This is a genomic window from Collinsella sp. CLA-ER-H5 (genome assembly GCF_040092375.1).
In the GTDB taxonomy this organism is placed as follows: Bacteria; Actinomycetota; Coriobacteriia; order Coriobacteriales; family Coriobacteriaceae; genus Collinsella.
Window position 1 is genome coordinate 1 of the sequence record NZ_JBBNLR010000009.1, and the last position, 20,363, is coordinate 20,363.

Annotated in this window: 17 protein-coding genes; 7 read left to right on the plus strand and 10 right to left on the minus strand. The window is 58.0% G+C overall.

The genetic code is table 11. The features are described from left to right. Window positions 1-334: 334 nt before the first annotated feature. Both AAAX31_RS04675 and AAAX31_RS04680 read right to left on the minus strand, forming a co-directional pair. Entirely contained in the window at window positions 335-1,135 is an 801-nt protein-coding gene (locus tag AAAX31_RS04675; protein ID WP_006235414.1) for an SDR family oxidoreductase, read from the minus strand. A gap of 11 nt (window positions 1,136-1,146) precedes the next feature. Beyond that, on the minus strand, window positions 1,147-1,338 hold the full coding sequence (locus AAAX31_RS04680; RefSeq protein ID WP_349076329.1) for a hypothetical protein: 192 nt from the start codon (window positions 1,336-1,338) through the stop codon (window positions 1,147-1,149). A 91-nt stretch (window positions 1,339-1,429) separates the two neighbouring features. Here AAAX31_RS04680 and AAAX31_RS04685 point away from each other — a divergent pair, with 91 nt between their 5' ends. Continuing rightward, window positions 1,430-3,193, plus strand: a complete 1,764-nt coding sequence (locus AAAX31_RS04685) for a hypothetical protein (protein WP_343000699.1) — start codon at window positions 1,430-1,432, stop codon at window positions 3,191-3,193. 388 nt (window positions 3,194-3,581) lie between these two features. Here the strand turns inward: AAAX31_RS04685 and queA are convergent, their stop codons facing one another. The 4 genes from queA to AAAX31_RS04705 all read right to left on the minus strand — a co-directional run bounded on the left by queA (window position 3,582) and on the right by AAAX31_RS04705 (window position 8,685). After that, entirely contained in the window at window positions 3,582-4,793 is a 1,212-nt protein-coding gene (gene queA / locus AAAX31_RS04690; RefSeq protein ID WP_349076331.1) for a tRNA preQ1(34) S-adenosylmethionine ribosyltransferase-isomerase QueA, read from the minus strand. A gap of 133 nt (window positions 4,794-4,926) precedes the next feature. Next, a complete protein-coding gene (gene argF, locus AAAX31_RS04695) occupies window positions 4,927-5,937 on the minus strand; it encodes an ornithine carbamoyltransferase (protein WP_349076332.1) in 1,011 nt (336 codons plus the stop codon). A gap of 32 nt (window positions 5,938-5,969) precedes the next feature. After that, window positions 5,970-7,214 carry an arginine deiminase gene (locus tag AAAX31_RS04700; protein ID WP_148332090.1) on the minus strand — a complete coding sequence of 415 codons (1,245 nt, stop codon included), beginning with the start codon at window positions 7,212-7,214 and terminating at the stop codon, window positions 5,970-5,972. 28 nt (window positions 7,215-7,242) lie between these two features. Next, entirely contained in the window at window positions 7,243-8,685 is a 1,443-nt protein-coding gene (locus AAAX31_RS04705; RefSeq protein ID WP_035137320.1) for a YfcC family protein, read from the minus strand. Window positions 8,686-8,938: 253 nt separating this feature from the next. Between AAAX31_RS04705 and AAAX31_RS04710 the strand changes: the two genes are divergently transcribed. Continuing rightward, on the plus strand, window positions 8,939-10,189 hold the full coding sequence (locus AAAX31_RS04710; protein WP_349076334.1) for an arginine deiminase family protein: 1,251 nt from the start codon (window positions 8,939-8,941) through the stop codon (window positions 10,187-10,189). Window positions 10,190-10,191: 2 nt separating this feature from the next. Beyond that, window positions 10,192-10,848 (plus strand): XRE family transcriptional regulator, encoded by a 657-nt coding sequence (locus AAAX31_RS04715; RefSeq protein WP_349076335.1) that lies wholly within the window; start codon window positions 10,192-10,194, stop codon window positions 10,846-10,848. Window positions 10,849-10,909: 61 nt separating this feature from the next. Here the strand turns inward: AAAX31_RS04715 and AAAX31_RS04720 are convergent, their stop codons facing one another. Beyond that, window positions 10,910-11,485 (minus strand): epoxyqueuosine reductase QueH, encoded by a 576-nt coding sequence (locus AAAX31_RS04720; RefSeq protein WP_349076336.1) that lies wholly within the window; start codon window positions 11,483-11,485, stop codon window positions 10,910-10,912. A gap of 10 nt (window positions 11,486-11,495) precedes the next feature. Next, a complete protein-coding gene (locus AAAX31_RS04725) occupies window positions 11,496-12,062 on the minus strand; it encodes a DUF3267 domain-containing protein (RefSeq protein ID WP_349076337.1) in 567 nt (188 codons plus the stop codon). Between the two features lie 132 nt (window positions 12,063-12,194). On the opposite strand from AAAX31_RS04725, the gene AAAX31_RS04730 reads away from it, so the two are divergent. Both AAAX31_RS04730 and AAAX31_RS04735 read left to right on the plus strand, forming a co-directional pair. Beyond that, on the plus strand, window positions 12,195-14,345 hold the full coding sequence (locus tag AAAX31_RS04730; protein WP_349076339.1) for a class I tRNA ligase family protein: 2,151 nt from the start codon (window positions 12,195-12,197) through the stop codon (window positions 14,343-14,345). A 148-nt stretch (window positions 14,346-14,493) separates the two neighbouring features. Next, the gene (locus AAAX31_RS04735) at window positions 14,494-15,597 is read left to right on the plus strand and encodes an RsmB/NOP family class I SAM-dependent RNA methyltransferase (protein ID WP_349076340.1); all 1,104 of its coding nucleotides are present in this window, start codon (window positions 14,494-14,496) and stop codon (window positions 15,595-15,597) included. Window positions 15,598-15,621: 24 nt separating this feature from the next. Here the strand turns inward: AAAX31_RS04735 and AAAX31_RS04740 are convergent, their stop codons facing one another. Continuing rightward, window positions 15,622-15,792 (minus strand): hypothetical protein, encoded by a 171-nt coding sequence (locus tag AAAX31_RS04740; protein WP_349076341.1) that lies wholly within the window; start codon window positions 15,790-15,792, stop codon window positions 15,622-15,624. A 191-nt stretch (window positions 15,793-15,983) separates the two neighbouring features. Between AAAX31_RS04740 and AAAX31_RS04745 the strand changes: the two genes are divergently transcribed. Continuing rightward, the gene (locus tag AAAX31_RS04745; protein WP_089572116.1) at window positions 15,984-17,075 is read left to right on the plus strand and encodes a hypothetical protein; all 1,092 of its coding nucleotides are present in this window, start codon (window positions 15,984-15,986) and stop codon (window positions 17,073-17,075) included. A gap of 106 nt (window positions 17,076-17,181) precedes the next feature. Here AAAX31_RS04745 and AAAX31_RS04750 read toward each other — a convergent pair whose 3' ends face one another. Further along, a complete protein-coding gene (locus tag AAAX31_RS04750) occupies window positions 17,182-18,072 on the minus strand; it encodes a DegV family protein (RefSeq protein ID WP_349076342.1) in 891 nt (296 codons plus the stop codon). A gap of 320 nt (window positions 18,073-18,392) precedes the next feature. On the opposite strand from AAAX31_RS04750, the gene AAAX31_RS04755 reads away from it, so the two are divergent. Further along, the gene (locus tag AAAX31_RS04755) at window positions 18,393-20,309 is read left to right on the plus strand and encodes a fructose-1,6-bisphosphatase (protein WP_349076343.1); all 1,917 of its coding nucleotides are present in this window, start codon (window positions 18,393-18,395) and stop codon (window positions 20,307-20,309) included. The last annotated feature ends 54 nt before the right edge of the window (window positions 20,310-20,363 follow it).

Below are 20,363 nucleotides of genomic sequence, written 5' to 3' on the forward strand. Positions count from 1 at the left end.
CCGAAGGCGTCGACGACATGCCGGGGGCGGACCGGGACGGGTTCAACGGCAGGCCCCGCCGACCGATTGCAAGCGGTCGGCGGGGCCATTGTGGCTCTTGACAGCGGATTGGGTCATATGAGCGAAAGCCCGCCAGAGCGAGCAAGGTGCCTTCAGGCAAAATGGCGCCACAGGTTGAGCATAAGTCAGCGAGCGGGCCGCATTTGAGACAAGGTGACGTGAAACGAAAGGGCGCTGACCTTCTGGTCGCGCCCTTGAAGTTGAACGTCAGATTGTCCAAATGCGGCCCGCGCAGCGTCGAGCCGTTACGCGGTTTGGTAAAACCGCGTAACCCCTAAGGCCGCTGGCCCATGCCACCCTCGAGGGTGACGGTCTCGCCGTTCATGTACTTAAAGTCGGGACCGCAGAGCTGAACGACAACGCGGCCGATCTCCTTCTCGACGTCGCCGTAGTGACCCGCCGGCGGCATGTGGACGTTGGCCTTGAACGCCTCGGGATAGGCATCCTGGAAGTTCTCGAGCGCAGCGGTCCAAGCAAGCGGGCACACGATGTTGACGTTGATGCCGTCCTTGCCCCACTCGTTGGCGGCAACGCGGGTCAGGCCGCGGATGCCCTCCTTGGCGGCGGCATAGCTGCACTGGCCATAATTGCCAAACAGGCCGGCGCCCGAAGCGAAGTTGACCACGGAGCCCTTGGTCTCCTTCAGGTGCGGATAGGCCTTCTGCATGTACAGGTAGGTGGCATACAGGCCAGAGTAAATGGCCAGGTTGAACTGATCCATGGTGTGATCGGCGATGGTCACGCCCGAGGCGCTGGCCTGAGCATTGTTGACGACGGCGTCGATGCGGCCGAACTCCTCAATGGCCTTGTCGATGACGTTCTGGACGACGGCCTCGTTGTCCTGACCAGCCGAGACATCGGCCTGAACAGGCAGAACCTTGACGCCGTACTCGGCCTCGAGAGACTCCTTGGCGGCCTCGAGCTTGGCGACGTTGCGGCCGGTGATGACGAGGTTCGCGCCCTCCTTGGCAAATGCGATATCGATGCCGTAGCCGATGGAGCCAGCGGAACCGTCCTTAAGCGTGGCCTTGCCGCCGCCGGTGACGATCACGGTCTTACCAGTGAAAAGTCCCATACAAAGTCCTTTCAAATCGCGACGGGCACGCCCGCCGACTGCGCGCATCCAACTTCACGCGCCAAAAGCTGAAATGCAACTTTAGCTTCTTCAAGTGAAAAATAAAACCCATGGCAGGCGAACGGCACCACGTCGTTCGGCGAAGGGATTGTCAAGTACAAACTGAATAAAGCGATCGAGTTATTGCTATCAGATCGAGCCATCGAACACGTTTTGAAACTTTGCTGCGGCGCGCGGGATGTCGGCGCGAGACTTTATCATAGGGTGACAAACAACGATGAGGAGCACATGCCTATGACAGACGAGCTGGACCCCCAGACTCAACAGCATATTGATGATTCCGCAGACGTCACCGCAGATACTGACGCTGTGACCTGCGATGGTATCGACATCGACGACCCCATCTTGAACGAAAGCGCTACGGCGGAAACCCCCGAAACAGAAAACGCCGATGAGCAAAACGACGATGCGCCCGCTCAGGACGACGCCCCTGTACAGGACGACGCCCCGCAAGCAGCGGGCCCCATCGAGGTGTCTTCGGAAGAAGAGCTCGATGCCGTCATGGACTCCATGATGGATGCTGTCAAAGCGATGAAAAACGCCGTCGCCGATGCCGATATTGATGCCGAGGAAGAGGAGGCCGCCGTGGCGGCCTCGACCTTTGTGCCCGGCGAGACTCCGGTTGCCGACCAGGGCAGCACCATGCCCTCGTTTCTGCAGCTCGAGCACCCCACGATTGGCGCCGATGCGGTCGATCCGCACGCAGCAGGCTTTTCTGTGGTCGAGGGCGGTACCGGCAATATCGCCGCGCCGCAGGTTGCCGATGCGGACGCTGCCGACACCGCTCGCCCGACCGCCCCGCACTCCCCCGCCGCGAGCCGCGATCTGGGGACCGCTGTCTCGAACACTGCGAACGCCGTGGGCACCTTTATCGCCCAGGGCGCCTCGGCCATGCGCGAGATGAACGCCGCGAAAAAGGCACTTGCCGATGCCCGCGCCCACCTGGCCGAACTTGAGCAGCGCATTGCCGATCAGGCCGAGGAACTCGAGACGCGCCAGGATATCGCAGGCCGCTACGACCAGATCGTCGCCGACCAGCGCCAGGCGATCGCCACGGCGCAAAAGACCGCTGCGGCAGCCGAAATCGATCGCGATGTCCATGCTTCCAAAGTAGCAGAGCTCAAGGGTCAGCTCGAACAAATGAAGACAGAGGATGACGCGACTGAGCTCCGCCTGAAGGCCGCGCTCGACGCCGTGGAGGCCCGCGAGGCGAGCTCTCGCGAGACCGGCAACCGCCTCGTTCGACGTCTTGAGGATTCCAAGCGCATCCGCGACAAGGTGAAGGCCGAGCGAGACGCCGGCATTGCGGCCGCACAACAAACCGTCGACGCCACGCGCGCCCAGCTCGAGACGCTGCGCCATGAGTATGCCGAGCTGCAACGCAATCCCTCGGCAAATCCCGCCAACTATACGGTGCGCACCAGCGAGCTCTCGATGCAGATCTCCGACACGGCAGATGCCCTGCGAAAAGCCGAAGAAGATGTCCCGCGCATCACCGCCGACCTTGAGCACTCGCTTGCCGCAGCCGAGCAGGCCGTCGAACAGGCGCAGGCCCCCATCGCCGACGCCAAGCGAGCCCATCAGGCCGTGACGGCAGAGGCCGATGCCGCGCGCGACGAGCTGCAGACCGCAAAAACCGCCGCCGCGACTCGTCAGCGCGAACTGCGCGAGAAGATCACTGCCGAGGACAAGGCACGCCGGGACCAGGAGCAGACCATCGCCAACGCCCAAGCAGATGCCGCACATGCACAGTCGATCATCGAGCAGGCGACCGAGGTACACGACCACCCAGAGATCACTGAGTCGCTTGCAGGATCCTTGGCCCGAGACAAAGCCGAACACGCCGAGACCGAGCGAGAGGTTACCCAGCTCGAAGCCACCGAGGACGCGGTGCGCGAGCGTACCCGCGACTCACGCATCAAATTCACCGGCGCCATCGTCTGCATCGTCGCCGCAATCCTGGTGATCATCCTGGTCTGGCTCTTCGCGAGCAAGTAAACCAGCTGCCAAAAAACGCTCAACGCAGTTGCGGTGAGATAGTTCCTGTTTAGCCCTCAAAAAGCCAATTCAAGAACTATCTCACCGCAACTTATTAGATTGATGCAAGGTAATCTATCCCTCTTGCACCAATCTCTTGACATAAGGAGTGTCCCCAGGTGCCGGCACAAAAGGAACGTCCCCAAGTGCCAAGTGCCCAATGACTACTCAACAACCACGGCAACACCGATGTAATGGCAGAGTCAGCGAGCGGGTCGCATTTGAGACAAGGTGACGTGAAACGAAAGGGCGCTGACCTTCTGGTCGCGCCCTTGAAGTTGAACGTCAGATTGTCCAAATGCGGCCCGCGCAGCGTCGACCGGTTACGGCGTTTGTAAAACGCCGTAACCTACAAGATGAGCATGGCGTCGCCAAAGCTGAAGAAGCGGTAGCGCTCCTCGATGGCGGCAGCGTAGGCATCCATGATCTGGTCGCGGGTGGCAAGCGCGCTCACAAGCATCATGAGTGTAGAGCGAGGCACGTGGAAGTTCGTGATCAACGCGTCGACCACGTGATAGGTCGAGCCGGGCATAAGGTAGAGCTGCGTTGTCGCGTTCTCGCGCACCACGATGTCGCCGCGGCCGAGCGTGTCGGCCCCGTCCTCGCGGCCCTCAAAATAGCGCGCCGTCACAGCCGGATCGGACACCGGCGCGTCCGCGTCAAACGCGCTCTCGAGCGAGCGCACTGCGGTAGTGCCGACGGCGATCACACGATGGCCCTCGGCCTTCGCCTTATGCACAGCGTCGACAACCTCCTGCGACACGTGGTAGCGCTCGGTGTGCATCACGTGCTGTGTAGGGTCGTCCTCCTCCACCAGACGGAAGGTATCGATACCCACCTCGAGCTCGACGGCGGCAAACTTCGCGCCCTTGGCCTCGATAGCGGCCATGAGCTCGGGAGTAAAGTGCAGACCCGCCGTAGGAGCGGCAGCCGAGTGCTCCTCCTTCATGGCGTAGACGGTCTGGTACTTCTCGGGATCGCCCTCGTAATCGGTAATGTAGGGCGGCAGCGGCACGTGGCCGGCAGCGTGGATGGCCTCGTCGAGCGTGCGCGGGTCGCCGGCGGCATTGCAACCGGCCGGCTCAAAGCGCACCAGACGGCCACCGCGGCTATCGGTAACAAAGTCGACGACCTCGGCCGTCAGCACCACGGGCGCGCCCTCGGGCGCATGGGCGCCGCCCGCACGATACTCAATCTGAGCACCGGGCTTCAGGCGCTTACCCGGCTTGACCAGGCACTCCCAGACATGGCCCAGCGGATCCACATCCTCGCGGCGCTTGAGCAGCAGCGTCTCGACCACGCCGCCCGAGCCGGCCTTGCGACCGATCAGGCGGGCCGGCATCACGCGCGTCTTGTTGATGACGAGCACGTCGCCCGGCTCGATATAGTCGATGATGTCGCGGAAGATGCGGTGCTCAACGGTACCGCCGTGCTCCAGCGGCGTTCCCGCCTGGGAGCCCTCGCGATCAACCACCAGCAGGCGGCAGGAGTCGCGCGGCTCGGCAGGAGCTTGGGCAATCAGTTCCTCGGGAAGGTTGTAGTCAAAATCATCGGTACGCATCTTTGCCTCTTTCACAAAGCGCGTCAGTCGAAAAAATCGACTGACGCGCGCATCATTCTCCCCTGTATCCTATCAGCTTGTTGAGAGAAATATAGTATGGAAACAGATTTGCGACTGTTTTCTCAACGCCCCGCTACTTAAGCGTTGCGTACATCACCGCCTTAATCGTATGCATGCGATTCTCCGCTTCTTGGAAAACACGAGACTTATCGGACTCAAAAACCTCGTCCGTGACTTCCATTTCGGTAACTCCAAACTTCTCAGCAATTTCGGCACCAACAGTAGTATTAGTATCGTGGAAGCTCGGAAGGCAGTGGAGGAAAATCGCCTCGGGCTTTGCCATAGACATCACCTCAGCGGTCACACGATACGGCGACATGAGCTTAATGCGGCTTTCCCACAGCTCTGCGGGCTGACCCATGCCAACCCAAACATCCGTGTAAATTACATCGGCATCACGAGCGCCTTCCTCAATATCCTCTGCAATGGTAATCGTCGATCCATGCTCGGCCGCAATACGACTACATTCTGCAAGGAGTTCAGGATCATAGGATGTAGCCCCCTCCGAATTTCCCCCGATTGGGCCGCAAGAACAGTAGTTAATGCCGAGCTTAGCGCAAATGACCATGAGCGAATCAGCGACGTTTCCGGCCGCCTTACCAAAAAATGTAAGTTTCCTGCCCTTAATCTCTCCAAACTCTTCACGCATGGTCAGAATATCGGCAAGCACTTGAGTCGGGTGAAATTCAGTAGTCAGCCCATTCCAAACGGGAACCCCAGCTTTTGCAGCAAGCTCCTCAACCTTCGCCTGTTCAAAGCCGCGGTATTCAATTCCGTCATACATGCGGCCAAGGACGCGAGCCGTGTCCTCAATCGACTCCTTTTTGCCCATCTGAGACGAGCCCGGATCCAAATAAGTTACACCCATGCCAAGGTCAAGTGCACCAACTTCGAAGGCGCAGCGAGTACGCGTGGAAGTCTTCTCAAATAGCAAAACAATATTCTTGCCTTCAAGGTATTTATGCGGAACACCGGCACGCTTCATGCTTTTGAAGTTAGCAGAAAGCTCAAGCAGATACTCAATCTCTTCCGTCGTGTAATCAAGCAGCTTCAGAAAACTGCGCCCAGCGATATTAACACCCATATTCGCCATCTCCCATCACAGTGGATTTGCAACTAAATATCTTCGCGCCAGAAGGGCATGCTCATGCAGCGCGGGCCACCACGACCGCGGGACAGTTCCTCGGAGGGAACGACCAAAAGTTCCAAACCGTTCTTGTAGAGCTCATCATTTGTGACAACATTGCGCTCGTAAACACAGACTTTACCAGGAGCAACGGCAAGAGTGTTCGACCCGTCGTTCCACTGCTCGCGAGATGCCTCAACCATATCGCCGGCACCGCACTCAATAAGCTGCACCTTCTCCACGCCAGTAGCCATTTCAAGAATATGTTCAAGCGTGTCATCAATCTCTTGAACAGCGACCATTCCCTCAGAGTCACCACGAGTCAGACGATAAACACGAAGGGTCTCAAAAATACCGGGATAAACTGTGAACTTATCGAAATCCACCATGGTGCAAACGGTGTCAAGATGCATGTAAGCATAGCCGTTGGGGATTTTAATAGCGTAAACGGTATCGATCTCAGAATTCCCAGATCCCCAGAACAAATTCTTTGCAAGCTCCTCAATCGCAGCCGCCTCAGTTCGCTGGCTAATTCCAATAGCCAAGGTATGAGCGTTAATGTTAAGCACATCACCGCCCTCGATATGCCAGGGATTCTTATGGTCGTACCAAATCGGAGTCCCTGCATAATCGGGATGGTATTTGAAAATCGCTTCGTAGAAGGGCACTTCACGATCTCGCTGTTTCCAATACATATGGTGAAGCAGAACGCCTTTGCCCACGGAAGCAAGAGGATCGCGAGAGAAATATGAACTCGGAAGAGGCTTCAACACCAAATCATCGGGCTTCGCATCCTCATTATCCATCATACTAAGCGTAGTCGAAACGCGAGGCAGCTCAAGGTCACGATAACGATACCCCCCCATAGCCTCAAGTACAAACTGATACGAATCTGAAATAGCGTCGAGCTTTTCACGAACAGCCTGCTCAAGCATAGGATTGACAATCCCGCTCTCAGCCATAAATGTATCGGTAAACTCAGCGCGAGCCGAGGGGCATGCATCCAGCGCTTCAGCAACGAGTTTCTCCATATAGAGAACCTCAACACCTTCGCTCCTCAGAAGATCCGCAAAGGCATCATGCTCCTTTTGAGCCACATCAAGATAGAAACAGTCGTGAATCCAGACATCATCGAACTCTTCTGCCTTTACGTTCACAAGGTCACGACCGGGGCGGTGAAGCACAACTTTCTTGAGCTTACCAATCTCGCTGTGTACATTCAGTCCTTTAGACATTCCTGTTACTCCATTTCAGCCATGAAACCTACAGGGCAATAAGTCCCGAGATTGCTACGAATACGATATTGATGAGCGACACGACCAAGAAGAATTTCCAAACGGTCTTCCACCACTGGCCAAGCTTGATCTTGCACACGCCCAAACCCGCTACAAGAATGGCGCTAGTAGGACAGATCAAAGACATCGTCGCGCTACCCATGGAGAGAGCCCACACGGCGGCCTCGGGATTAAGGCCCATGAGTTCGGTCAAAGGTCCAAAAATGGGAGCGGTCAGTGCTGCAAGGCCAGATGAGCTGGGAACCAGAATCGCCAGGAGGTTCTCAACCGCATAAAGAAGCGTAGTAAAGAGAACCGCCGGGATGCCGCCCAGACCAGTGGCGAGCGCATTGAGGATGGTATCGATGATCATGCCGTCAGAGGCAATGACAAGGATGCCACGCGCAAGTCCAACGACAATTGCCGAGAAAGCAAAGTCAGCGATACCCGCAACAAATTCCTGAGCGATGACGTCCTGACTAAAGCCCGCAATAACACCAGCCAACAGGCCCATGGCCAAAAAGACCGCAGAAATCTCGTTCATATACCAGCCCTGGGTCACAAGTCCCCAGATGATAAGGCACATACCAGCGATAAATACCGCAAGCACGCCTTTTTGACGACCCGTAAATTCCGCGTCAAGGGCAGATTCATCGGCAGCGAACTCGACTTTCTTGGCGATATCATCCTCAAATGTGATCGATGACTCAGGGTTCTTCTTTACCCTTCGTGCATAGAGGACAACCCAAGTAATTGCAACGGCAGTCAAAACAACCCAGGCAATCATACGCAGCCACAGCTGGGGGTTGCCCTGAATACCAAGAATACCTTGCGCAATGAGAACATTAAACGGATTAATCGTTGAGGCGATGTAACCCGTGCGCGCTCCAACGAACACGACCATGAACGCCGTCATCGAGTCGAAGCCCATAGCCATCATAATTGGCATGAAGATCGCAAAGAACGGGAGAGTTTCTTCCGCCATGCCAAAGCTCGTTCCGCCCAATGCAAAGAGAACCATCGCAATAGGAATAATTAGAATGTCTTTGTTCTTAAAGCGGCGAACGACACGACCCATTCCGCTCGTGATAGCGCCCGTTTTAGTAATAACCTGAAACGAACCGCCCACAATCAAGATGAATGCAACGACCTCAATTGCCTCTTGTATACCGCGCGTTGGAGCCTGAAGAACATCGAAGACGCCTTGTCTGAGATCTACTTCATCCCCGGTTTCCTCGTCAATATATGTCTTTTCACTCTGCTCATACGTACCTGCGACAGTGACTTCACGACCGTTCACCTCCTGACGCTGATAGGACCCAGAGGGAACAATCCACGTGAGAACAGCGAAGATGACCATAAGTGCAAAGATGATCGCATATACGTGCGGGACCTTGAACTGCTTGATGCCTTTCGAACTTTCCGCTGCCATATCTCCTCCTTCATTCCTTTTCCCATCTATCCAGCTGGCACCATAAATGTATGAGGTTGCTCAGCGGTGGTCGGCCAACCATCGCCATCGTGTCGCTTTTCACCTATGAACGGCAGCTAAAGTGACGTTATTAATCAATCTGATATTTAAAATTGATGTTATTTATCAATTACATACGTCTTTTAACTTTTCCGCAACACAACAAGGAACCTGCCTTAGCCTTATATAAAAACCAGCAGGACAGGAGACAGACATGCAAGGCGTACACATAACAAATGAAATCGGTCATTTAAAAGCCGTACTTGTCCATCGACCAGGAACTGAAACACAAAACTACCCTGATGCCGACTTCAGCCAAGTTTTCTCCCTGCGAAAATGGAGCGGTCGTTTTGACCTCGACAAAGCAATATATGAGCACGATTCCATGGTTCAATTGCTTGAGAAGCATGGCGTAGAAACCATTGAAATTAGGGACCTTCTCGAAGACTCACTTGAAACTGAGCCCCAATCACTTAAATGTTTTATTGATGACTACCTCCGTTGCAGTGGGGCAACAGGCAGAGAGTTCCTCGAGACAATAACCCAGCTGTTTGAGAACGCTAAGAACACCCAGGAATTGGTGAATATAGTACTTAACGGCATTCGCTTTGGAGACACTGAGCTATGTTCAAACCAGTCGGAAACACTACGGACGCTCGTGCACGAGCAATTTGACCCCGCCTCGCTCTTGGTCAATCCCCTCAACACGCTTTTTTTCACTCGTGATCCTGCTGTGGTAGTCGGAGACGGCATCATCCTAAATCATATGTATTGGCCTGAGCGTGATCGTGAGGTCGCCTTATACCGGCAGATATTCACCCACCACAAGATCATGGGAGAAACCCCGGTATGTGATTTGAACAGGAGTAGTTACCATATCGAAGGCGGAGACATTCTTGTTATCAGTGCTAAGACATTATTAGTTGGAATCTCTGACCGAACTGAACCCGCCGCCGTCGAGTCACTTGCCAAAGAGCTCCTGACCTCAAATAAATTCCAGACTACCGAGCTAATTGCGATTCGAGTCCCCTCTGACGGGCTGCGTATCCACCTCGATACGTTCATAAGTAGAATTGATCACGACGCGTTCCTCATCGATCGTGAGATATGCAATGCCGTTGATGCATACAGCATTCAACTAAAACGATCCGGAAAGGGCCTTACGATCACTCCTATCGATCGCACGATTCCGGAAATACTCTCTGCAGCCTGTTGCGAACCAATAAAAGTAATTGACTGCGGAGGCGGGAATCAAACCGCCTACGAAAGAGAGCGCCGGAACAACGCAACGTCTATCCTTGCGCTCTCGCCAGGAAAACTATGCGTATATGAAGAAAACGTTTGGACCAACGAAGCGCTTGAGAAAGCAGGAATGGAATTATTCCCGTTATCCATTGACGAGCTCACCAAAGGCTATGGTGGCACAAACTGTCTATGCCTCCCTCTGTGGCGAGAGGATCTATAGCCATGGGCTTCGGGGCAAATATTCGTAAACTCCGCACCATGGAGCATCTTGGTCAGGCGCAACTTGCAGAGATGTTGGGGGTATCTAAAGAGACCGTTTGTCGTTGGGAAAAAAGTCGGTATGCCCCCCGTGAGCGCCATATTGAAAAGTTACAAGCGCTCTTCGGTTGCACCCGCGATGAACTTGTTGGCGAGGAAAACGGTTTGGCCGTAAAGCTCGCAAATAAAAGAATCGTCACCGACGAAGACCCTGCTATCCACGAAATGGAGGGCGCATTTCCCGTCATCGATATCGAATCGCAAAAGCGCCGCATCACGCACAGCCAACAAAATGCTTGCGCGCCTGTAGACGTAGCCAAGCGTCACCCACATAGCGCTTTCGTTAAAATCAAAGGTGACGAAATGTCCCGCATTTACCCTCCCGGCAGCTTACTACTTGTCGATACCACCGCAAAGCCTTGGAACGGCTGTGCTGTATTGGCGCTCGCAGACGGTAAAACACCGGTAATTAGGCGATTTGCAGAAGGAAACGACATGATTGTGCTGTCGTCCCATTCATATGCAACAGCAAGTCCGGATCTGATGTTTAACAAACGGAGGATTAGAATCATAGGAGTCGTCGTTTGGTATCAAGCGAGCCACGATCACACGCTTAATTAAATCGACTTTCCCAAAAACGACCGTACCGCACAGACAGCTCAAAGCCCCAGCCCAAAATGAACTACTTTTTGGACGCTTTGCGCTCGTCGCGGATGCGGGCGCGGTCCATGGCCGCCTCGGCAGCCGAGAAGCGGCAACCACAGTAGTTCTGCCGATACATGCCCAGCTCGCGCGAACGGCGTGTCGCCTCGGGGTAATACGGACGAAAATCGCGAATCACCGGAGTGAGACCGCGGGCGGCAGCCAGACGCTCCAACACATCATTGCAGGTTTCGAACAACTGATACGGCGAGACGGCGAGCGTCGTGCCCACAAACTCAAACCCGCGCTCCTGGGCCACGCGGCACGCCTCGGCCAAGCGCAGGGCATAGCACGCGCGACAGCGACGAGGCCGATCGGCACCCAGCGGCGCCACGCCGGTCTCCCAGCGATCGCGGTTCTCCCCTGCCTCGATGAGCTCGATGTCGCCATCGGCACACCACCGGCGCAGCTCGTCCAAGCGGCGCTGCCATTCATCGCGCGGTTGAATATTAGGGTTGGTCCAGCAAATCGTGGGCTCAAACCCCTCCTCGCGCAGCAGACGAACCGGCTCAAGCGAGCATGGTGCACAGCACGCATGCAGCAACAACGACTTCATCGACATCTCCTCACCCAAAAAAGCGCACGCCAAAGGACGTATCCTCGCAGGCGACAATGCGGCGGTCGCGCAAAATGGTCCGCACGTAATACCAATCGCCCACACAACCCGACAAATGCAAGCCGGCCGCCAGGTAGCACAGCAGCGGATAGCCCGAGAACGCAAATCCCAGGGCAAACGCCGCCGTCGCAACAACCGTCGGCGCCAGGCAAACCGCCATGTACCGCCGGCGCGAATACACAACGCTTTCGGCGCAGGCATAGATCATCGCCGTCTCGCGATTCGCCCCAAAGGTCACCTTCGCGCCCGCAGGCGCCAGCAGCTTAAAAAACACACCGTGCACCAGCTCGTGCACGGCAAATGAAGCCGCCGAAACCGCAGTCAAGCCGACCATCCAGCCCAAGACGGCCATCCAGCCGCCCGCGTCAGCCACATCCAGGTCCGCGGGTCCGCCCAGCAGCATAAACACCGGCACCAGGCACACGGCAAACACCACAAGCACGGCCATCCCCCACACAAAGCAAGCGTGCAGAAAATCCTCGTCTTCAAACGCATGTATGTTGGAAATCTCATTCATAGCATCTTAGGATAGCGCCCCTGCCACGTACCCGTCCGCATGTGCGATAATGTCGAACGATATGCACGAATTGACCACCGCACCGCCGAGCCCCACGCCCGGCTGCGCTCTCACCATATGCGAAGGAGTCCCATGGCATCCAAATACTCCATGAACGACCGTCCCAGCTGGCCTCGCCGCGCCATCGTTACCGCCGGCGAGCCCTACGGCAACAAGGGCCTTCACTTTGGCCACGTCGGCGGCGTCTTTGTCCCGGCCGACTTCTTCGCCCGCTTCCTGCGCGACCGTCTGGGCCGCGAGAACGTCATCTTCACCTCGGGCACTGACTGCTACGGCTCGCCCATCATGGAGAGCTACCGCAAGCTCAAGGAGAACGAGGGCTACGACAAGTCCATTAGCGAGTATGTCGAGTCCAATCACTCCCGCCAGGCCGCGACCCTCAACAACTACAACATCAGCTGCGACATCTACGGCGGCTCGGGCCTTGAGCCGGCGACCCAGATTCACAACGAGGTGACCGCCGAGATTATCGAGCGCCTGCACGAGCAGGGCACCATCTCCAAGCGCTCCACGCTGCAGTTCTACGACGCCAAGGCCGGCACGTTCCTCAACGGCCGCCAGGTGATCGGCCGCTGCCCCATCCAGGGCTGCAAGTCCGAGAAAGCCTACGCCGACGAGTGCGACCTGGGTCACCAGTTTGAGCCCGAGGAGCTCATCGCGCCCAAGAGCCAGCTCACCGGCGAGGTGCCCGAGCTGCGCCCGGTCGACAACCTCTACTTTGACCTGCCGGCCTACCTCGACTTTATGAAAACCTATACCGCCAAGCTCGCCCAGAACCCGCAGGTTCGCTCCGTGGTCTCCAAGACCATGGAGGAGTGGCTGCTGCCGGCTCAGCTCTACATCCAGAACAAGTTCCGCGAGGCCTTCGATGCCGTCGAGGATCAGCTTCCCGAGCACACCGTCCTGGAGCCCGAGGGCAACAAGAGCAGCTTTACCGTCACCTTCCCCAGCTGGAAGGAGCGCGACGATGCCCACGCGGTGCTCGCCAACGGCGGCGTGCGCTTCCGCAGCGGCAAGGCGCTCGTACCCTTCCGCATCACCGGCAACATCGACTGGGGCGTTCCGGTGCCCGAGGTCGATGGCGTCTCCGACGTCACCTGCTGGTGCTGGCCCGAGAGCCTGTGGGCTCCCATCAGCTATACGCGCACCGTGCTCGCACGCGATGCCAAGGCCGCCGGCGTGACCGAGGGCGTCGCCGCCCAGGATGCCGCCCTCATGGGCGAGCCCGCCGCCGATTCCACGCAGGTCCCCGCGCCCACCTACCAGCACAGCTCGCTCGACTGGCGCGACTGGTGGTGCTCGGATGACGCACAGATCTACCAGTTCATTGGCCAGGACAACATCTACTTCTATTGCATCGCGCAGACCGCCATGTGGGAGGCCCTGGGTTGGAACCTCACGCAGAGCACCGTCAGCGCCTGCTACCACCTGCTCTACATGGGCAAAAAGGCAAGCTCGTCCTCGCAGACGCCTCCCCCGCCGGCAGACGACCTGCTCAACCACTACACCTGCGAGCAGATGCGCGCGCACTGGCTGTCGCTCGGCCTGTCCGAGAAGCCGGTGAGCTTTAGCCCCAAGGCATACGACACCCGCGTGACCAGCAAGGACAAGGACGGCAACGAGGTGCACGCCTGCGACGACAAGCGCGTCATCGATCCGGCCCTTAAGGAAAGCGCCCTTTTGACCGGCGTCTTCAACCGCCTGGCCCGCAGCTGCTTCTACGGCGTCGCCGTCAAGGAGGGCGACGAGAGCCCCTATCGCAACGGTTGCATCCCCGCCGGCGCCGCCTCGGCCACCGTGGTGGAGGCCGCCGAGCAGGCCGCCCTCGCGTTTGAGCAGGCCATGTACAAGTTCGAGACGCACCGCGCGCTCGCTGTGTGCGACGACTACCTGCGCGCCGCCAACAAGCGCTGGAGCGACGCCTCCAAGGCTGCCAACAAGCTTGAGGGCGAGCAAGCCAATACCGCGATGACGCAGGCCCTCGTCGACGCCTTCACCGAGCTGCGCGTGGCGACCGTGCTCATGCACGGCATCGTGCCGGCCGGCTGCGAGCTCATCTGCGAGTACTTCGACGTTGACCCGGTCGCCTTCTTTAGCTGGGACAACATCTTTGCCTCCACGGACGAGTTCGTGGAGAGCCTGGGCGAGAAGCCCGGCGAGCACCGCGTGAAGCCGCTGCCCCCGCGCTTCGACTTCTTCAGCAAGCACGAGAGCCAGTACTAGGCAACCGCAACGCGCCCGGGAATGATTATTCTGGGACGGGGATTAAAAAATCATTCCCGGGCGCCGCAAAGTAGTCTTTCTGGGACGGGGATTAAATGATTTTTTAATCCCCGTCCCAGAATAATCAATTAGGTGGAAGGAAAGACGGATGTCCAAGCCGCGTCGTCGTAAGCAGAAAAAGCAGGTTAAGCCCGAGCTCAAGCTTAGGCAGTTTGCTGCCACCGAGCTTTCCGACCAGCTTGCCGCCCAACACTCCGCCGCCGACCTGCCGCGCTTTATGGTAGACACGGTCGCCGGCACCTATGCGCCCGCCGATGCCGAGCTCATGATCGAGGGCTTCGGCGCCGCGGCCACACGCCCGGTCACGCTGCGCGCCAACACGCTCAAGGCGACCGCCGAGGACATCGCTGCGGCGCTCGGTGCCGCCGGCATCGCCCACAACCCCGTCGCCTGGTACCCAGACGCCTTTATCCTGCCCGAGGCCCAGGTTTCCGATCTGTGGGATCTCGACATCTACCGCGACGGCAAGATCTACTTGCAAAGTCTGTCGTCCATGATGCCGCCTTTGGTATTAGGCGCTCAGGCCGGCGAGGACATCTTGGACATGTGCGCAGCCCCCGGCGGCAAGACGACGCAGATCGCCGCCCTCACCCAGGGCCAGGCACACCTCACGGCCTGCGAGATGAGCATTCCCCGCGCCGAAAAGCTTGAGTCCAACCTCCACCGCCAAGGTGCCAAAAACGTGCCCGTCATGCGCATCGACGCACGCGAGCTCGACGAGTTCTTCCGCTTTGACCGCATCCTGCTCGACGCTCCCTGCACCGGCACGGGCACCGTCATCAGTGGCAACGAGAAAAGCCTGCGCGGCCTCACCGAGCAGTTGCTGAGCAAGTGTGCCCGCTCGCAGCGAGCACTTCTGGACCGCGCCATGGGTGCCCTCAAACCGGGCGGCACGCTCGTCTATTCGACCTGTTCGATTTTGCCGCAGGAAAACGAGGACGCCCTGCAAGAGGCCCTCGACAAGCATATGGACTGCGAGCTCATCCCCCTCGACGGCACGCCAAGCGAAAGTGAAGCACGACGCACCCAGGAAGCTGGTGAGGAGCCGCGCATCGAGTCCAACGCTCTGACCGAAGCCATTGCCGCCGGTCAGGTATCGGCCATCGCCAACGGCCTGCCCGGCACGCTCACCATTCCGCCTAGCCGCGACTTTGAGGGCTTCTACATTGCCCTGATCCGAAAACGCAGCTAGCGCACGGATCCAAAACTCAACAAGTTATCTCCGTGCGCGTTTGCCCTGCTGGTCGCGATGCTGTTTAAGCATCGTGCGCTCCTTGCGTTCGGCCCTTTTGCCCTTAATGGCCGTGACCACAAAGTAGATGACCGCGGCGACAACGATTGCGCCCACACACAGGCCAATCGAGCCAAACATTGCTGTCAATTCCATACCGCGTCACCTCTCTTTTAAACGGGACTTTCAAGATAGCACCTCGATCCCCGCCACCACAGCTCCTTCACGTTCGCCGGCCCTTCGGTCTAACGGATGGCGCAGCGGGGAAAAATCAACTCGTCAAACGATTTAGCATTCGCTATTCCGGCTGCATCGCGCCGGCCGTCATCACATAGAATCGAGCCTCCATGGATACCCTCAACGATCTAAATGAGCGCGTCGACGCCTTCGTCGGCACCAGCTCCTTCGACACGCCTGCCGCGGCAAACGACCAAGCTCCCATTGATGTGCCCGCCGAGGTACACGAGGACATCGTCGCCTCGGTCGATTTCTCCGAGGTCGAGCTCGCAGACGAGTTCACCGAGCCCCAGGTAGCCGTGACCCCCAACGGACTGCTCCCCATGGAGCCCCTGCCCATCGACGGACGTCTGCGCAAGGCTGCCCTTCGCATGCCCGACGAGATCGAGGAGGCCAGCGGCTTCACGCTCTTCGGCCGCCGCATCAAGTCGCTCATCTACACCACCGACGTGGCTGTCATCCGCAACTCCAATGCCGATGCTGTCTTTGCCGTTTACCCCTTCACGCCGCAGCCGGCCATTACGCAGGCACTGTTGACCGTCGCCGAGTGCCCGGTCTTTGTAGGTGTGGGCGGTGGCACCACCACCGGCAAGCGCTCCGTGCAGATGGCAGCCGTCTCCGAGATGCAGGGCGCGGCGGGCTGCGTGGTCAACTCCCCCGCCACTGCCGAGATGGTCGAGCACATCACCAACATCGCCGACATCCCCGTCATCGCCACGGTCGTACGTTGCGACGATGATGCGCATGCCAAAGTGCGCGCCGGAGCCAAGATTCTCAACATCGCCGCCGGCAAAAACACACCCCAGGTCCTGCGTGAACTGCGCGAGCACTATCCCAACCTGCCGCTCATCGCGCCGGGCGGCAAGACGCCCGAGAGCATCCGTGAGACCATCGCCGCCGGCGCCAACGCCATCATCTGGACGCCGCCTTCGGCCCAGCAGCTACAGACCGACATGATGCAGCGTTATCGCAAGATGAAGGAAGACGCCACACCTGTCATCTCGCGCGACGATGTGCCCATTATCGACCAGGTCGCCGCCGCCGAGGTCAGCCAGGTCGAGAACATGAATCCCGACGTGCCGATTCCCGACGAAGTCATCGAGCGCGTCGCTTCGATCCACGAGCGCGTCGAGGAGCATCGCGCCAACCGCGGCCTCAAGCCGTCACTGCACGGCTTCTTCTTCCGCGGAAAGAAACGCTAGCCGCAACAGCAAGGCCCGCCCCACAAACAACGGGACGGGCCTTGCTGTTATCGAATGTCAGGAGGGACAGGCGCAGCGGTTAAAACTGTCAGCCAGCCCACGAACGTTAATCCACGCGCTTGTCGCCCATAAAGAAGAGCGCCACCGTACCAGGTCCGGTATGCGAGCCAATCAGAGTACCGATGTCATTGATCTCAATCTTGCCTTTAAGCTGCGGAACCTGTTCCTCAATCAGTGCCGCGACCGCCTCAGCATCCTCGCGGCACGCCGACTGCGACATGATGCACTTACCCGAATAATCTGCACCGTCCTGTACGTGTGCCATCATGGTCTTAGCCATCTCGGAAATCGCGCGCTTCTTAGTGCGAATCTTCTCACGTGGCGACAGCTTACCTTCGCAATCGACCGTCATAAGCGGGCAAATCTTAAGCGCCGTGCCGATGATCGCGCTCGCGGCCGAAATGCGACCGCCGCGCAGGTAGCTCGACAGATCGGTCGAGAAGAACCAGTGGTGCAGGTTGAGCTTGTGCTCCTCGATCCAGGCAGCCGTCTCGTCGAGTGAAGCCCCGCTATCGCGCACATCGGCGGCATATTCCAACAACAGGCCAAAGCCCGAAGACGCCGCCAGCGAATCGATGACACGCACCTTGCCGCCCTGGGGATAGCGATCCGCGAGCATCTGCGCCGCAACGCAGGCCGATCCATACGTGCCCGAAATACCCGACGACAACGCCAGGTGCAGCACGTCTTTACCCTCGGCAATAAACGGCTCCCAAAACTCCTCGTACTCACCCACGCTCACCTGAGACGTCTTGGGCATGGCGCCTGCGGCAATCTGGGCAAAAAACTCGTCCGGCGTAATCGACTGATACAGATCGTCCGTATAGACAACATCGTCGATCTCGTAATGAAAACACACGACAGGGATATTGCGCGATTCAAAGAACTCCCGAGTTCGATCGGCGGCGGATTCACAGGTCAGGACAAAATCACTCATATGAGGCTCCTTACTCATTGCTGCGCAAATTATCGCACAGTGAGCCTACATACGGTACATATGTCCACTATTTACCAAATCGAACCAAAAATAGCGAACATCTTTACCACCATCGTTTCCACCGACCCCACGCATAAATATCTGAGAAAACACCCTCTATCGTCTCCACTTAACCGCCATATCTACCTCCACTAAATCGATTTACCAAACCGTTCGGCTAACAATTCGGCCGCCCATCCCCAATCGAAACAAAAGCGGCGCATACTGATAAACGTTTGACGCTGTTTATCAGTTTTACCAGCCCTATCGGAAGGTGTTTCATGGTCGCATTCGATCGCAATCCGCAAGACTTCAAGTATCTGCGCCTGCTGTCGAGACAGTTTCCCGCCGAGCAATCCGCGTTTACCGAGATCATCAACCTCTCGGCCATCCTCAACCTGCCCAAAGGCACTGAGCATTTTATGAGCGACGTGCATGGCGAGTACGAAGCCTTTATGCACATCCTCAACAACTGCTCGGGCGTCGTGCGCGAGCATGTCGACGAAATCTTTGGCGAAACGCTCTCCTTTGACGAGAAGGGCGAGCTGTGCACGCTCATCTACTACCCGCGCGAGAAGATCGAGCTGGTCCGCAGCCAGCGCGAGGACTCGCCCACCTGGTACAAGACGATGCTTGACCAGCTCATCATGGTCGCCCGCTCGCTTTCGAGCCGCTATACGCGCTCCAAGGTGCGTAAGGCCATCCCACGCGATTACGCCTACATCATCGACGAGCTGCTACACACGCATCCGGACGAGAACAACTATCGCGTGCGCTATCACGAGCGCATCGTGGAGTCCATTCTGGAGACCGCCAGCGCCGACGACTTTATCGAGTCGCTTGCCTCGCTCATCAAGCGCCTGGCCGTCGACCACCTGCACCTGGTGGGCGACATCTTCGACCGCGGCGGCGGCGCGGCCAAGATTATGGACCGCCTGCTCACCTACCATTCACTCGATATCCAGTGGGGCAACCACGACCTGCTGTGGATGGGCGCTGCGGCCGGTGAGCCCGCCTGCATCGCCACGGTGCTGCGCAACAACCTACGCTACGACAACTACGAGATCCTGGAGAACGACTACGGCATCTCGCTGCGTGAGCTTGTCGCCTTTGCCGATGCCACCTACACCGCCGGTGAGTCCATCACCCCGCTGATCAAGGCCATCAACGTGCTGCTCTTTAAGCTCGAGGGTCAGATTATCCAGCGCCACCCCGAGTTCGATATGACCGACCGCCTGTTACTCGACAAGATCGAACACGACACCGGCACGGTCACGCTCGCCGACGGCAGCGTGTGGCCGCTCACGACCAACGATTTCCCCACCGTCGACCCGGCGAACCCCTATACGCTCACGTCTCAGGAGCAGCACATCATCGACAAGCTCGTGTCCGAGTTTGTCACCGCCGATCACCTGCATCGCCATATCGATTTCCTCTATTCCCACGGCTCGATGTACAAGGTTGCCAACGGCAACCTGCTGTTCCATGGCTGCGTGCCACTCAACGAAGACGGCACCTTTAGCAGCATGAACTGCCTGGGCACCTGGCACACTGGCCGCGATTATCTCGATTTTTGCGACTACATCGCCCGCCGCGCCTGGCGTGTGGGCGACCGCGACGCTCTCGACTGGATGTGGTACCTGTGGATTGGCTTTAACTCACCCGCCAGCGGACGCCTGGTGCGTACCTTTGAGCGCGCCTATATCGCCGATAAGAGCACCTGGGTCGAGCCGATGGACCCGTACTTTACGCTTACCAAGTCGCCCTCGGTCTGCGACGACATCATGCGCGAGTTTGGCGTCGCGCCCATGGCATGTTCACCGACCGGCCACATCATCAACGGCCACACGCCCGTTAAAACCACCAAGGGTGAGCAGCCCATCCGCGCCGAGGGCAAGCTGCTGGTCATCGATGGCGGCTTCTGCCGCGCTTACCATCCCAAGACGGGTATCGCCGGCTATACGCTCATCTCGAGCTCGCGCGGCTGCCGCCTCAAGTCGCACCGGGCCTTTACGACGGTTGCCGAGGCACTCACACGCAACGTGGACATCGAGAGCGAGACCAACCGTTTTGACCAAGCAGACCGTCGCCGCATGGTGAGCGACACCGATTCCGGTGCCAAGATCCGCGGCCAGATCCAAGACCTGCGTCAGCTGCTCGATGCATATAGAAACGGTGCTATCGAGGAGCGCGCCTAGCACCACCCGTGGGGATTGGCTAAACTTGCTGAGTTTGTCATCCCCGCGGCGCCC